This is a genomic window from Flavonifractor sp. An112, from assembly GCF_002161085.1.
Lineage (GTDB): Bacteria > Bacillota > Clostridia > Oscillospirales > Oscillospiraceae > Flavonifractor > Flavonifractor avicola.
This window is the reverse complement of the sequence record NZ_NFLU01000007.1, coordinates 77,951-91,430: the sequence shown is the minus strand read 5'-3', so window position 1 is coordinate 91,430 and position 13,480 is coordinate 77,951. Positions and strand designations below refer to the sequence as shown.

The following is a 13,480-nucleotide window of genomic DNA, read 5'->3' as shown; positions in this document are numbered from 1 at the left end:
GGCGTCCAACAAACGGACTATTCTGTTTGTTGGGCGCCGGTCCCGCCAGATTGGCCGCATTGTTACCACGTCATGCGGTCACACAAAATTGTCCAGAATTTGGGTAGAGAGATCTTACTTCTCCTCGTTGGGATAGGGCTCCAGGAAGGCGTGGAAGTGACGCATGGGCAGCTTGTGGCCCCAAACGATACGCATATTGGGGATGGACTCACGATCCTTGTACAGCTGAGCCACAGCAGCGATGACGTAGTCCAGGTGCTCCTTGGTCAGGCGGCTGCGGTCGATCGCGAAGCGAACCACGTTGGCCAGCTCGGCCTGCTGCTCGGGAGTCTTCAGGTCGTACTCCATGGAGAAGTCGCCCAGCTCGGACACACGGATACCATAGCGGCGGATCAACTCCAGGGAGAAGCCGGTGCCGGCAAAGGTGGTGTGATCGCGCTTGCCGTCGAAGAACTCGTCCATGTTGATGTACACAGCGTGGCCGCCAGCGGGCAGAACAACGCCCTTAACGCCGTTCTTGTAGAAGCCCTGAGCCAGGTACTCACACTGCATGGCACGGTCATGCTGATAGTTGAAGTCGCAGGACTCGTAGAGGCCGGCAGCCAGAGCCATGATGTCACGGCCGGACATACCGCCGTAGGAGTCGTTGCCGTAGCAGGAGATCTGCTTGACCTTGATGAGCACGCCCACGTCGGTCTTGACGGTGCCGTCCTCGTTGAAGTCGGAGAACTTCTTCCAGAACAGGCCCTTGTCGCGGAAGGCCAGCATACCGCCCATATTGGCGTGGCCGTCCTTCTTGGCGGACATAGTAAAGGCGTCGCAGTAGGAGAACATCTCGGTGGCGATCTCAGCGATGGACTTGTCGGCGTAGCCGTCCTCGTTCATCTTGATGTAGTAGCAGTTCTCAGCCCAGCGGGCCACGTCGAAGACCAGAGGAATGTCATACTTGTGGGCCACGCGGTTGATCTCACGGATGTTAGCCATAGAGACAGGCTGGCCGCAGATGGGGTTGTTGGTGATACAGGTGAAGATCAGGGGCACGTTGTCCACGCCCACGGCATTGATCAGCTGCTCCAGCTTCTCGATGTCCATGTTGCCCTTGAAGGGGTTCTTCTCGTACTTGCCGCCTTCGGGAACTTCGTACAGCAGCTCCTTGTTGTACAGGTTACGAGGAATGGAGCCCATCTGCTTGATGTTGCCCTCGGTGGTGTCGAAGTGACCGTTGGAGGGGATGGTGAAGACCTTGCCGGGATGACGGGCGGTGAGGATCTTCTTCACGATCTCCATCAGCACGGACTCAGCGGCACGGCCCTGCTGGATAATGAAGGCGTTGGGGCGCTCCATCTGCTTGGCGCCGCCGTTGAACAGGCCGCCCTCGTACTCGCAGAGGAACAGCTCGTCCATCATCTTCTCCAGGTCGCGGCAGTCGGTGCGGACCAGGTCGATGCTCTTCTTCCAGTTCTTCTCGCCGCCGCGCTCGAAGATGTCGCGGAAAGTGTCCAGAAGCACATAGTAGCCGGTGTTGCGGCCATAGGCCTCGTCGCCCAGGAACAGAGTCGCCCACTGCTGGTTGGTCATAGCGGTGGTGCCGGAGTCGGACAGCATATCAACGGTCAGCAGTCCGGAGGGGAAGGAGAACTCGTTCCAGTGGGTGGCGTTCAGAGCGCGCTCACGCTGCTCAACAGTGGCCTGGGGCAGGTCGCGCACCGCAAAGGCGCAGTGCTGGGGCATCTCAACATTCTGAGCCAGAGGATAGTGCTTCACATTCTTGTCCATTTTGTTTACCTCCATTTAATTTGGCGCTTTGCGCCATCTTTTTACTAGAGGATACCCCGGTCGTCGGAAGCCGGTGGTTCCGGCTCCTGCAACTGGCGGACAGTAACCTTTCCGAATGTGGTTGATAGGGTACTTTACTTGACTGCGATAACCTCGATCTCCACAAGGGCGTCCTTGGGCAGACGGGCAACTTCCACAGCAGAGCGGGCAGGATAGCCGCCCTCACCGAAGAAGGTGGCGTACACCTCGTTCATGGCGCCGAAGTTGTTCATGTCGCTGAGGAACACGGTGGTCTTGACGACCTTATCCATGCCCAGGCCAGCCTCGGCCAGGATGGACTTCACGTTGGTCAGGGACTGACGGGTCTGCTCCGCGATGCCCTCGGGGAACGCACCGGTAGCGGGATCGATGGGCAGCTGGCCGGAAGTGATGACCAGACCGTCGATCTCAACCGCCTGAGCGTAAGGGCCGATGGCCGCAGGCGCCTTGTCGGTATTGACGATTTTCTTCATGTTTGTTTTCCGCCTCCTTTTCACTTGGCAACAGTAATTTATCACGGAGAGAATTTTTTGTCAACACACTTTTGTGTATTTCGTACGATTTTACAATTTAACTTTGATATTTTGTAGGAATTATCAATACAAATTTTTTGCTTAAACTTAAAAATTTTTTTGCCGTGAGAAAATTATTCTAATCTTGTTTTGACATTGCGCCTGTTATCGGCTATACTAATTATAAACTGTATAAAATTTGTCGCGTCTTTTGAATAAGAGAGAATCCAAGCCGAATATCAAGGATAGAGGTGAGCCGATTGGCCAGTCCATTGTTGCAGCATTACATCAAGCTGACTGAGTTTTTGGGCTATGCCCTGGGTCCCGATTATGAGGTAGCCCTTCATGATCTGACCGACAAAGATCGCTCCATCGTCGCCATTGCCAACAACCACGTCAGTGGTCGCGAGGTGGGCGCCCCTCTGACCAATGTTGCCCTGCGCATTCTGCGGGACAAAAGTTATGAGAATCAGGACTATATCCTTCACTATTTAGGAGTATCCAGCACCGGCAAGACCCTGCGCTCTTCCACCATGTTCATCAAACACGACGGCAAGCTGATCGGAATGCTGTGCATCAATTTTGATGACAGCCGATTCCAGGCAGTGAGCGATGCCTTACTGCGGCTCTGCCACCCCGATCATTTTGTTGATACCAATTTTCAGGTGGATGAGACTGTGGCAGACCGTTTTGCTCCGGCAGAGCGCTTCCACAACTCCATCCACGGTGTGGCTACCGAGGCGGTACTTCGGGAACTGGACCGCAGAAACATCACGGCGGACCGTCTCAATTCCGAAGAACGCATTCAGATCATCGGCGCACTGGACAGCGAGGGCGTTTTCCTGCTCAAGGGCGCCGTAAAGGATGTGGCCGACGCTCTGGAATGTTCCCAGGCCAGCGTATATCGTTACCTGAGTGCGATCCGCAAGGAAGAGACCTGAGGTCTCTCCCCTTTTCCTCAGTTCTATGGGAGGTAAGATCAAGATGGGTTATCACTATCCCCGCCGGCTGCTCTGGGTAGTTCTGGGCATGGTGATCAGCGCGGTGGGTATCGTTATGATGTTGCAGGCCAACATTGGCCTGGAGCCATGGAGCGTCCTGCAGCAGGGTATGGCCCAAACCTTCGGCATCACTTACGGCACCGCCTCCATCATCGTAGGCGCGGCCGCCATCGGTGTTGCCATTCTATTTGGCGAGGGTTTCGGCCTGGGTACAATTTTAAATATCACCCTATGTGCCATTTTTATCGATTATATGTTGGCCCAGGGATGGATTCCTCTGATGGAAAACCTGTTCTCCGGCATTCTGATGCTGTTGGGCGGCCTGGAACTGCTGGCCATCGGGACCTGGCTGTACATGAAGGCGGCTCTGGGCGCCGGTCCCCGGGATTCCCTGATGGTGGCACTGGCCCGCAAGACCAAACGGTCCGTGGGCCTATGCCGGGCAGTGGTGGAAATCGGCGTCATTATTCTCGGCTGGCTGCTGGGCGGCCAGGTGGGAATCGGCACAGTTATCTCCGCTATCGTGTTGGGTACCCTGTTCAATCTGAATTTTGCCCTCTTCCGCTTCCGCGCGGCAGAGGTTCATCAGGAAAATCTGATGGAAAGCTTCCGCAATCTGGCCAGCAGAATGCACAGCCCTTCCCACGGATAAAAAAATTCCTCCGTCCTGAGACGGAGGAATTTTTTTATGTAATTACTTGTTGCCGCTGCAGGCAGTGCAGCCGCCGCACTGGGGGTGGGACTGGGCCCACAGCTTGTCGGCGGTGGGCTTCCAGTTGTCGGCGTAGGGGTGGGTCTTGGAGGTCAGGTGCTCCACGGTCTCGGGAGACTGAGGATCGGTGGAGTGAGCGCCGGTCTTGTTGACGATCTCCTCGATGCGCTCGGGGTTCTCCAGCATGGGGCAGGGACGGAGCATATTGTCATTGAAGGGCTGGTTGTCATGGTAGGCCATGAACAGCGGGGACTGCAGGCACTCCAGCAGGGTCTTTTCGTGGATGTTGGAGTCGGAGTAGTGGATAAACACGCAGGGATCCACGTCGCCGTTGGCATTGATGTGCAGGTAACGGCGGCCGCCGGCAATACAACCGCCCACATACTCACCGTCATTCTGGAAGTCCATGGCGAAGATGCCCTTGGTCTGACGCATGGCGCGGATGCGGTGATAGATCTCCTCACGCTGCTCGGGGGTGGGCATCAGCTCAGGAGCGGCATCGTTGCCCACAGGCATATAGTGGAAGAACCACACAAAGTAGGCGCCCAGGTCGATGATCTTGTCGTAGAACTCCTCGCTGGTGATGTCCTTGTAGTTGACGCTGGTGTAGCAGGTGGAGATACCGAAGGGCAGGTGATGGCTCTTCAGCAGGGCCATAGCGTTGGTAACCTTCTCGTACACGCCCTGGCCGCGGCGGCTGTCGTTGGCCTCCTCAAAGCCCTCCAGGCTGATGGCGGGAATGAAGTTCTTCACCCGCAGCAGATCCTGGCAGAACTCCTCGTCAATGAGGGTGGCGTTGGTGAAGGACAGGAAGGCCACGTCATTGTGCTTCTCACACAGGGCAATGATGTCCTTCTTGCGCACCAGGGGCTCGCCGCCGGTGTAGATGTACATATAGATGCCCAGTTCCTTGCCCTGGGTGATGATGGAGTCGATATCGTCAAAGGACAGATTCAGCTTATTGCCGTACTCCGCCGCCCAGCAGCCGGTGCAGTGCAGGTTGCAGGCAGAGGTGGGGTCCAGCAGAATGGCCCAGGGAATGTTGCAGCCGTACTTCTCACGCATCTTCTCCTGCTTGGGCCAGCCCACCAGGTTGGCGTTGACGAAGAAGTTGTTGAACACGGTCTTGAGCACATCGGGGTCGGTCTGGGTCCAGACCTTCTCGATCAGCTGGTGCCAGCAGGAATCCTTGTCGTTGATGGCCTTGTCGAACGCCTCACGCTGAGTGGACAGGGTGTCCCCGGAGAACTTATTGACCAGGTCCATAACCTTGCTCATATTGTTCATAGGGTCTTTATCCAGATAATCAAACACCTTGGCCAGGCCATAGCGCTTCAGACTGTCAGGAATTTTCATCTTTATTTTCCCCTTTCACGGCATAACAATACCTATCATTGTGTGTCATGATACCTTTTCTGACGAAAATTGAAAATAGACAAAACCCGTTTCATGTCCAAACTCTATACAAAAACAGCAGTTTGCTTAAAAGCGTTTCAGATTTTCGCCTTAGTTTTATATAATTTTATCCATCCTATAATATAGTTTGTAAAACTATATCAGTCCCCCGGCGGCAACCGCTGGTCCTCCCTGTCCGGCTCTCCCGCTGGATGGACGGCAGAAGCAATGGAGATGGCTCCCCTCCCATATTTGTCCCGGATGGAATCCATGGCCTTCTCCAGCTTCTCCAGCTTATCGCGGCAGGGTATGGCGTCGGCGGCAAACAGATCCACCTGCTCCCCTGCGTCCCGCTCCTCCACCAGGTTCTGGGCCGTAATGGTAAGGGCCCGGACTGGCTGCCGCTCACTCCAGCAGCTGTGCAGCAGCTCCATCCCGCACTGCGCCAGGTCCCGGGAGATATAGGTGGGGGCACTAAGCCGCTTCTGGCGGCAGATATCTTTAAAGGACGGATCACGCACGGTGATCTGTACGGTGGTACATTTGAGGCCGTGCTTGCGCAGCCGGACCGCAACCTCGTCCGCCAACTCAGACAGCGCCGTACGCAGCTGCTCCCAGCCCACCAGATTTTTAGGGAAGGTCAGTCCGTTTCCCACCGACTTGGGCCCTGGCATATCCCGGGCAGGTACTACCGGGGCGTGTTCCCTGCCCGTGGCATAGTCGTGGAGGGTATATCCTCCCTTGCCCAGAATCTGCCCCAGGCTCTCCCGGTCAAGCCGGGCCAGATCGCCAATGGTGCGTATCCCGTAGCCATTGAGCACCCTGGCCGCCGCACGGCCCACAAAGAGCAGATCGGTCACCGGCAATGGCCAGAGCAGCTGTTGAAAGTTTTCCCGGGTGATCACCGTTGTGGCGTCCGGTTTTCGGTAGTCGCTGCCCATTTTCGCAAATACCTTATTAAAGGAAACGCCCACCGATACCGTCAGCCCCAATTCCTGCCGCACAGTTTGGCGAATCTGGTCGGCCAAAGCCTTTCCATCCCCTCCAAAGAGATGAAGGGTCCCGGTCACATCCAACCAGCTCTCGTCAATGGAGAAGGGCTCCACCAGATCGGTATACCGTTCATAGACGGCATTCACCTTTTTGGAATACTCCCGATACTTCCAGTGGTGGGCCGGCAGCAATACCAGGTCCGGACACTTCCGTCTGGCCTGCCAGATGGTCTCTGCCGTCTGTACTTTATACTTTTTGGCCAGCTCATTTTTGGCCAGAATGATTCCATGGCGACTCTCCGGGTCACCACATACCGCCGCCGGCCTGTCCTTTAACTCCGGATGATCCAGCAGCTCCACCGATGCGTAAAAGCTATTCAAATCACAGTGAAAAATGACCCGGTCCAAGCACTTCCCTCCCCTCTCCCAAAAAGATACGGCTGATTTTTTTATTATATGCTTTTTTTGCCGCAAAGTCAAACATTCGTTCTATTCGCTGTATTCCAGGGGAACACCGCTGTTCATGGCTGCATGGATATGATACACTGATAGCAAAGGAGGGGTTTTCATGGACGAAAACGCTCTGCTGTTTTTTCAGCAGGATATAGAGGTGCTGCCGCTGTATGAGCGGTTGGAAGGCCTGATCTTGGACCGGATTGCCGATGTACAAATCAAGGTACAGAAAAGCCAGATTTCCTTTTATAACCGGCATATGTTTTCCTGCGTCTCCTTTAGCAAAGTCCGCAAGGCCAAGGATCGCCCCGCCCACTACATTGTGGTCACCTTTGGCCTGGATCACCGTCTGGAATCCCCCAGAATCGACGTGGCTACCGAGCCCTATCCCAACCGCTGGACCCACCATGTGCTTATTTCAAACCTTGATGAAATCGACGATGAGCTAATGGGATGGATCTATGAGGCCAGTGTCTTTTCCGCGCTCAAATAGTCCTTCAATTGCTTTTCTCCCGTATTGACACCCTCATCAAGTCGTGTTAGAATTCTATCAGAATACAGAGGTGGTTTGTATGAATTATGACACCATTATTTTAGAACTTCTTTCAAGGATTCAAAAGCTCGAGGAGGAGGTAAAATCTTTGCGGGAAGTCATCAGCTATGCCTCCACCGAGCATACGGCAGGAGATAATCCCAAAACCACCACAGGAGATATCCGGACTTATATTGAAAGCCAAAAATTGCAGGCATACAGCAGCGGGCAAACCGAGCTTACACTAAAGGCAAATGATATTCATAAGAATCTGCAATTAAAAAACAGGATGCCAATGGTATGTAATGCCATGAGACAATGTATGGCCGACCATGATGTCGTGCTGCATGACACCGCCAGCGGACACTCATCTACCCTGGAAATCAAGTACTATCTTTCAGGCAAAAGCTGATCCAGTACAGAACGTCCGGTAATGTCAGTGTATAAAGCAGAAAGATACAGATGGTATCTTTGCGGATCTTGGTATGTGAGGTAACGACCAAGGACAATGATACGGGCTGTTCTACTTTGCATCCTCCGTCGAGATAGAAAAAGGCTCCAAAAGCAGATTGCTTCTGGAGCCTTTGGCGCAGCGGGAGGGATTCGAACCCTCGTGCGGTTGCCCGCAAACTGATTTCGAGTCAGCCCCGTTATGACCACTTCGATACCGCTGCATTTCTAAATTCACTTCGCCAACACTATCTGGTTTGGCGCCGTAATGTATAAGATACCTCATTTTTGTTCGCTTGTCAATATTGCAGCCAGGTATGAAATAAGATATAATCAGTGCTGTATGTAAGCAACCTGGCAATATATGCAGGAGGAGATCATGGAAGAACTAAAACGACGCATACTCAGCGAAGCGATCGTGGGAGAAGGCGACATTATCCATGTGGATATGTTCCTCAACCACTGCATGGATATGGAATTGATGGAGCGTATGGGCGCCACCCTTGCCAAGCGATACCGTGGTCAGCACATTACAAAAGTACTGACAGCAGAAAGTTCCGGAATCGCCCTTGCCTGCTTTACCGCCCGGGCGCTGGGTGTGCCGGTGATCTACGCCAAAAAATTTCAAACCGGATACATCGATCCTGACGTTTACTCTGCGGACACCCACTCCTTTTCTCTGGACAAGTCCTACACCCTGCGGGTATCCAAGAAATATCTGACCGAAGAGGATCAGGTTCTGTTGGTCGACGACATCCTCTCTAACGGACAGACCATGCTCAGCCTTCTGGAGCTGGTATCCAAAGCGGGTGGAGAAGTCGCCGGTGTGGGCGTTGCTATCGAAAAGTCCATGCGGGAGGGCGGCCGTGTCCTGCGTCGGATGGGAATCCGGGTCGAAGCCCTGGCCACTGTACAGGCCATTGAGCACGGTCAAATCATTCTAGCATAAGGAGACCCCCATGGAAAACACCACCAACGCACTTTTGCCTAACGCATTTGCACTTTTCAACGGCATTCATTCCAGCTCTTCCGGTCCAGACCACGGCGAGTCTGTACTCACGTTGGGACCAGACAGCCTGAATCCTTACGGCCTACTTCATGGCGGTGCCTATTATACGATGGCTGACAGCGCCTGCGGAACCGCCTGCCGTACCGATGGAAGAAATTACGTCACCCTGCACGGAGGCCTGAATTTCATCCGTTCCGCCCGCAGCGGTACCGTAACCGCCCGGGCCGTGGTCCGACACCGGGGCCGCAGTACCTGTCAGGCTGATGTTGAAATCACAGATGAAAGCGGAGCTCTGCTGGCTACCGGTGATTTCACCTTCTTCTGCATCGGGCAGCGCTGAGTTCTTCATGATAAGGCGTGCAAGGGACGGCTTCAAGGCCGTCCCTCTTTCTTATCCATCACCACATCCCGGTCCAGCCAGATCTGCCAGGCAATCATAGTCAGTACCGGCATCAGGATCATACCTGCCACACCAAAGATCTGAAATCCCACATACATACTGACCAGCGACACCAGGGGCGGCAACCCGATACGTTTCCCCAGCAAGCGTGGTTCCAGTGCCCCCCGAACCAGTGTGACCGCTCCATAAAGAAGGAGCAACCCCAGGCCTAAGGGTGTCCTTCCTGCCAACAGAGAAACCAGACTCCAGGGCAGCAACACTACTCCGCTTCCGAAAATGGGCAGTGCATCCACCAGGGCAATCATCCCGGCCAGCAGCAGTGCCGGCTCCACCCGCAGCACCAAAAGGCCTACAGAGAGTTCTCCAAAGGTAAGGAGGATGAGAATTCCCTGGGCCCGCAGCCAACTGCCTGCCGCTCCGGACGCTGCCCGCTGCCAGCGTTTCATCCGTTCCTGCCACGCCGTCGGCAACTGTTGGGCAGCCGCTTGCAGACCGGGGCGGCCTGCCATGAGGAAATAAGTCGCCAGGAAGGCAGTGAACAAAAACAGCCCTGCGGCCGGCAGCGCAGTCAGCAGTCCGCCCGCCCCTTCTGCCAGGGTCTCCCCTGCCCAGGACGGAAATGCCAGAATGCCCCGGACCGCTTCTTCCACCGCTTGTCTGGCCGGCTCCCGCAGTTCCGCAGGTAGCGCCACAAAAAGACGATAAAGCCATACCTCCGCCTGTTCTGCCCAGCCATTCAACTCTGTCAACAGCCCCGGCAGCCGTCCCAGCAACCCCATCAGCTCATACCACAGCCTCCAGGCCAGCAATGCCGCAAGGCCTCCTGCCGCTCCCGCCGCAGCCAGCACACATAGGGCAGCCGCCCACCGGCGGGGCAACCGCAGGAACCGGATAAGCCAGCTCACAACCGGTTCCAGCAGCCATGCCAGCACCACGGCCACCAAAAAGGGCGCCAACCAGGGCAATACCCACCGTGCGCCCGCCCAAACCGCCGCCAAAACCAGTCCGATCCACAACAGGCGGATCACACGCCGCAGGTACCTGTCCTCCCTCATAAAGACGCCCTCCTTCCGAATTATGTATAATATGACGAAAATCTCGCCAAAAATCTGGAAGATATCGGCGCGTCAGAAAAACTTGGCCCTTGCAGCCAAGACTTTATTGTGCTAAAATAGGCTCCAATACAAGAACAAATGCTTTTCTGTCACGGACAAGAGGAGGTCCATAGAATGGGCAAGGCACCAGCCTATTTCATTGTAGAGGCCAGCGCGCTGCCTGAAGTGTTTCTGAAGGTGGCGGAAGCCAAGCGTCTGCTGGAAACCGGCGAGGCCGGAGCAGTCAATCAGGCCGTACGCCGGGTCGGGATCAGCCGTAGCGCCTTTTATAAGTATAAGGATGCGGTCCGGCCGTTCAACGATATGCTCCACGGACGGATCGTCACCTTTCAGATCGTACTGAAGGATGAGCCGGGCGTATTGTCCGCGGTCCTGAATATCTTTGCCATCACCGGCGGAAATATTCTAACCATCAACCAGGCCATCCCGGTCAGCGGCTGCGCGGCAGTAACCATTGGTGCCGAGACCTCCGGTCTTCAGATCTCCATGGAGGAGCTACTGGAGCGGCTGCTGAAGGTGGAAGGCGTCCTGCGCAGCGAAGTGATATCAGGGTAATACCCTTTGGAGTAAGGAGGCATTGTAATGGTGAACGTAGCGATCCTGGGTTTCGGCGTGGTAGGCTCCGGTGTGGCGGAGGTCCTGGCCACCAACGGCCCTCACATTGATAAAAAGGTGGACGATCTGATTCGCCTGAAGTATATTCTGGACGTACGGGACTTCCCCGACAGTCCCTTTGCCGACAAGGTCATCCACGATTTCAGCATCATCGAGAACGACCCTGAGGTCAACATTGTGGTGGAGACCATCGGCGGCGCCAAGGTAGCCCTGGACTTCACCCGCCGGGCTCTGGCCGCCGGAAAGAGCGTGGTCACCTCCAACAAGGAGCTGGTGGCCGAGCACGGCTGTGAGCTGCTCAAGCTGGCCCAGGAGAAGGGCGTCAGCTATCTGTTTGAGGCCAGCGTAGGCGGCGGTATCCCTATTATCCGCCCCTTGAACCAGTGTCTGGCCGCCAATGAGATTGAGGAGATCGCCGGCATCCTCAACGGCACCACCAACTATATCCTGACCCGGATGATCCGGGCCGGTCTCAGCTTTGATGCCGCTCTGAAGGAAGCCCAGCAGAACGGCTACGCCGAACAGGATCCCACCGCCGACATTGAAGGACACGACGCCTGCCGCAAGATCTGCATCCTCTCCTCCCTTTCTTTTGGCCGACACGTCTATCCCAGCCAAGTGCCCACCGAGGGCATTACCGGCGTCACGCTGGCCGATGTGGCCTATGCCGACGCCTGCGGCAAGAAGATCAAACTGCTGGGCCGCGCCATCCGCCGCCCCGATGGAAAGGTGTGCGCCTTTGTGGCTCCCCACCTGGTAGATGTGGAGAATCCTCTGGCCGGCGTGGAGGATGTGTTCAACGCCATCGCCGTCAAGGGCAACGCCATCGGCGACGTCATGTTCTACGGTCGGGGCGCCGGTAAGCTTCCCACTGCGTCCGCCGTGGTGGCCGACGTCATTGATGCCGCCCGCCATAAGGACGCCAAGAAACGGATGGTATGGGCCGAGGGCGGCGACGATGTGGCCGTTCCCCCCACCGACCTGGAAAGCGTTTGGTATGTCCGGGTGGAGGGCACGCTGGAGGCCGTGAAGGCTGCCTTCCCCGACTGTGCTCTGCTGCCCCGTGCCGGAGCACCGGAAAATGAATTTGCTTTCCTGACACCGTCCATGACCCGTTCCGCACTGGACAGCCAGCTGGCGGGGCTCAAGCCCTGCTCTGTGTTCCGTGTGCTGGACTGAGCGCATAGGATATCGTAAGAGATTTCACCTGATTTAGGGGGTACAAACGCCAATGGGACTCATTGTACAGAAATTCGGCGGCAGCTCCGTGGCTGATGCAGACCGCATCCGCAACGTGGCCCGCATCATCACCGAGACCTACCGCCGGGGCCACAGTGTTGTGGCCGTGCTTTCCGCCCAGGGGGACACCACCGACGACCTGATCGCCAAGGCCGCTGAGATTAACCCCAACGGCTCCAAGCGAGAGATGGATATGCTTCTCTCCACCGGAGAGCAGATCTCCTGCTCTCTGTGCGCCATGGCCATCGAAGCCATGGGCTACCCTGTCATCTCCCTGACGGGCTGGCAGGCCGGATTCCGCACCAACTCCGTCTACGGAGACGCCCGCATCAAGCGGCTGGACACCGAGCGTGTACTGGCAGAACTGGATAAGAAGGCCATCGTCATCGTCACCGGCTTCCAGGGTCTGAACAAGTACGACGACATCACCACGCTGGGCCGGGGCGGCTCCGACACCTCCGCCGTGGCCCTGGCCGCTGCCCTCCGCGCTGATCTGTGCCAGATCTACACCGATGTGGACGGCGTGTTCACCGCCGATCCCCGCCATGTGGCCGGTGCCTTCCAGCTGGAAGAGATCACCTATGATGAAATGCTGGAACTGGCTACTCTGGGCGCTCAGGTCCTGCACAATCGCTCGGTGGAAATGGCCAAACGCTACAGCGTCAATCTGGAGGTTCTCTCCAGCTTCTCCGGCAAGCCCGGCACCAAAGTCAAGGAGGTTGCAAAAACCATGGAAAAAATGCACGTCAGCGGGGTGGCCTGCGACAAGAACGTGGCCCGTCTGGCCGTTGTGGGGCTGGCCGACCAGCCCGGTATCGCCTTTAAGATCTTCTCTCTGCTGGCAAAAGAGAAGGTGAACGTGGATATTATCCTTCAGTCCATCGGCCGCAACAACACCAAGGACATCAGCTTTACCGTGGGCAAGCAGGATATGGATCGCTCCAAGGAGATTCTGGAGGCCCACAAGGGCGCGCTGGGCTTTGACCATATCGACGTCAATGATTCCATTGCCAAGGTCTCCATTGTGGGCGCCGGCATGATCCATAATCCCGGCGTGGCCGCCAAGATGTTCGAAGCTCTGTATAACGCCGGGATCAATATCAATATGATCTCCACCAGCGAGATCAAGGTATCCGTTCTGGTGGATCTGCCTGAGGCTGATCGGGCCGTGCAGGTCATCCACGACCGTTTCTTCCATGAGTTTGGCGGTAACTGATCGTTCATACAATAAAAAAATGCT

Annotated in this window: 14 protein-coding genes and 1 tRNA gene; 9 read left to right on the top strand and 6 right to left on the bottom strand. The window is 55.9% G+C overall.

All coding sequences use genetic code 11. From position 1 onward, the window contains the following. Window positions 1–114: 114 nt before the first annotated feature. Window positions 115–1,776: a tryptophanase gene (locus B5E56_RS07975; protein ID WP_158098692.1), complete on the bottom strand. Its 1,662-nt coding sequence runs from the start codon at window positions 1,774–1,776 to the stop codon at window positions 115–117. A gap of 134 nt (window positions 1,777–1,910) precedes the next feature. After that, window positions 1,911–2,288, bottom strand: a complete 378-nt coding sequence (locus B5E56_RS07970) for a RidA family protein (RefSeq protein ID WP_087326604.1) — start codon at window positions 2,286–2,288, stop codon at window positions 1,911–1,913. Between the two features lie 290 nt (window positions 2,289–2,578). On the opposite strand from B5E56_RS07970, the gene B5E56_RS07965 reads away from it, so the two are divergent. Further along, the gene (locus tag B5E56_RS07965; RefSeq protein WP_242958843.1) at window positions 2,579–3,268 is read left to right on the top strand and encodes a helix-turn-helix transcriptional regulator; all 690 of its coding nucleotides are present in this window, start codon (window positions 2,579–2,581) and stop codon (window positions 3,266–3,268) included. 43 nt (window positions 3,269–3,311) lie between these two features. Then, complete coding sequence (locus B5E56_RS07960) at window positions 3,312–3,980, top strand: YczE/YyaS/YitT family protein (protein WP_143383147.1); 669 nt, start codon at window positions 3,312–3,314, stop codon at window positions 3,978–3,980. A 42-nt stretch (window positions 3,981–4,022) separates the two neighbouring features. Here the strand turns inward: B5E56_RS07960 and B5E56_RS07955 are convergent, their stop codons facing one another. Both B5E56_RS07955 and dinB read right to left on the bottom strand, forming a co-directional pair. Then, window positions 4,023–5,396 carry a radical SAM protein gene (locus B5E56_RS07955; RefSeq protein ID WP_087188976.1) on the bottom strand — a complete coding sequence of 458 codons (1,374 nt, stop codon included), beginning with the start codon at window positions 5,394–5,396 and terminating at the stop codon, window positions 4,023–4,025. Window positions 5,397–5,596: 200 nt separating this feature from the next. Beyond that, complete coding sequence (gene dinB, locus B5E56_RS07950; RefSeq protein ID WP_087389286.1) at window positions 5,597–6,835, bottom strand: DNA polymerase IV; 1,239 nt, start codon at window positions 6,833–6,835, stop codon at window positions 5,597–5,599. Window positions 6,836–6,995: 160 nt separating this feature from the next. On the opposite strand from dinB, the gene B5E56_RS07945 reads away from it, so the two are divergent. Together B5E56_RS07945 and B5E56_RS07940 are read left to right on the top strand one after the other, a co-directional pair. Then, window positions 6,996–7,373 (top strand): DUF5655 domain-containing protein, encoded by a 378-nt coding sequence (locus tag B5E56_RS07945; protein ID WP_087389285.1) that lies wholly within the window; start codon window positions 6,996–6,998, stop codon window positions 7,371–7,373. Window positions 7,374–7,452: 79 nt separating this feature from the next. Beyond that, window positions 7,453–7,824, top strand: coding sequence for a hypothetical protein (locus B5E56_RS07940; RefSeq protein ID WP_087389284.1), 372 nt, complete (start codon window positions 7,453–7,455; stop codon window positions 7,822–7,824). A 173-nt stretch (window positions 7,825–7,997) separates the two neighbouring features. Here the strand turns inward: B5E56_RS07940 and B5E56_RS07935 are convergent. Then, window positions 7,998–8,086 (bottom strand) — tRNA-Ser (locus B5E56_RS07935). Window positions 8,087–8,241: 155 nt separating this feature from the next. Between B5E56_RS07935 and B5E56_RS07930 the strand changes: the two genes are divergently transcribed. Both B5E56_RS07930 and B5E56_RS07925 read left to right on the top strand, forming a co-directional pair. Further along, window positions 8,242–8,811 (top strand): xanthine phosphoribosyltransferase, encoded by a 570-nt coding sequence (locus B5E56_RS07930; RefSeq protein WP_087189408.1) that lies wholly within the window; start codon window positions 8,242–8,244, stop codon window positions 8,809–8,811. A 10-nt stretch (window positions 8,812–8,821) separates the two neighbouring features. Further along, on the top strand, window positions 8,822–9,211 hold the full coding sequence (locus tag B5E56_RS07925; RefSeq protein WP_087189409.1) for a PaaI family thioesterase: 390 nt from the start codon (window positions 8,822–8,824) through the stop codon (window positions 9,209–9,211). Between the two features lie 32 nt (window positions 9,212–9,243). Here B5E56_RS07925 and ytvI read toward each other — a convergent pair whose 3' ends face one another. Next, complete coding sequence (ytvI, locus tag B5E56_RS07920; RefSeq protein WP_087389283.1) at window positions 9,244–10,326, bottom strand: sporulation integral membrane protein YtvI; 1,083 nt, start codon at window positions 10,324–10,326, stop codon at window positions 9,244–9,246. Window positions 10,327–10,500: 174 nt separating this feature from the next. Here ytvI and B5E56_RS07915 point away from each other — a divergent pair, with 174 nt between their 5' ends. From B5E56_RS07915 to B5E56_RS07905, 3 genes are read left to right on the top strand one after another with little or no spacing between them, the layout of a single operon-like run. Then, a complete protein-coding gene (locus B5E56_RS07915; RefSeq protein WP_087189411.1) occupies window positions 10,501–10,941 on the top strand; it encodes an ACT domain-containing protein in 441 nt (146 codons plus the stop codon). Between the two features lie 27 nt (window positions 10,942–10,968). Beyond that, the gene (locus tag B5E56_RS07910; RefSeq protein ID WP_087389282.1) at window positions 10,969–12,180 is read left to right on the top strand and encodes a homoserine dehydrogenase; all 1,212 of its coding nucleotides are present in this window, start codon (window positions 10,969–10,971) and stop codon (window positions 12,178–12,180) included. A 52-nt stretch (window positions 12,181–12,232) separates the two neighbouring features. Continuing rightward, complete coding sequence (locus tag B5E56_RS07905) at window positions 12,233–13,456, top strand: aspartate kinase (RefSeq protein WP_087189413.1); 1,224 nt, start codon at window positions 12,233–12,235, stop codon at window positions 13,454–13,456. Window positions 13,457–13,480: the final 24 nt, after the last annotated feature.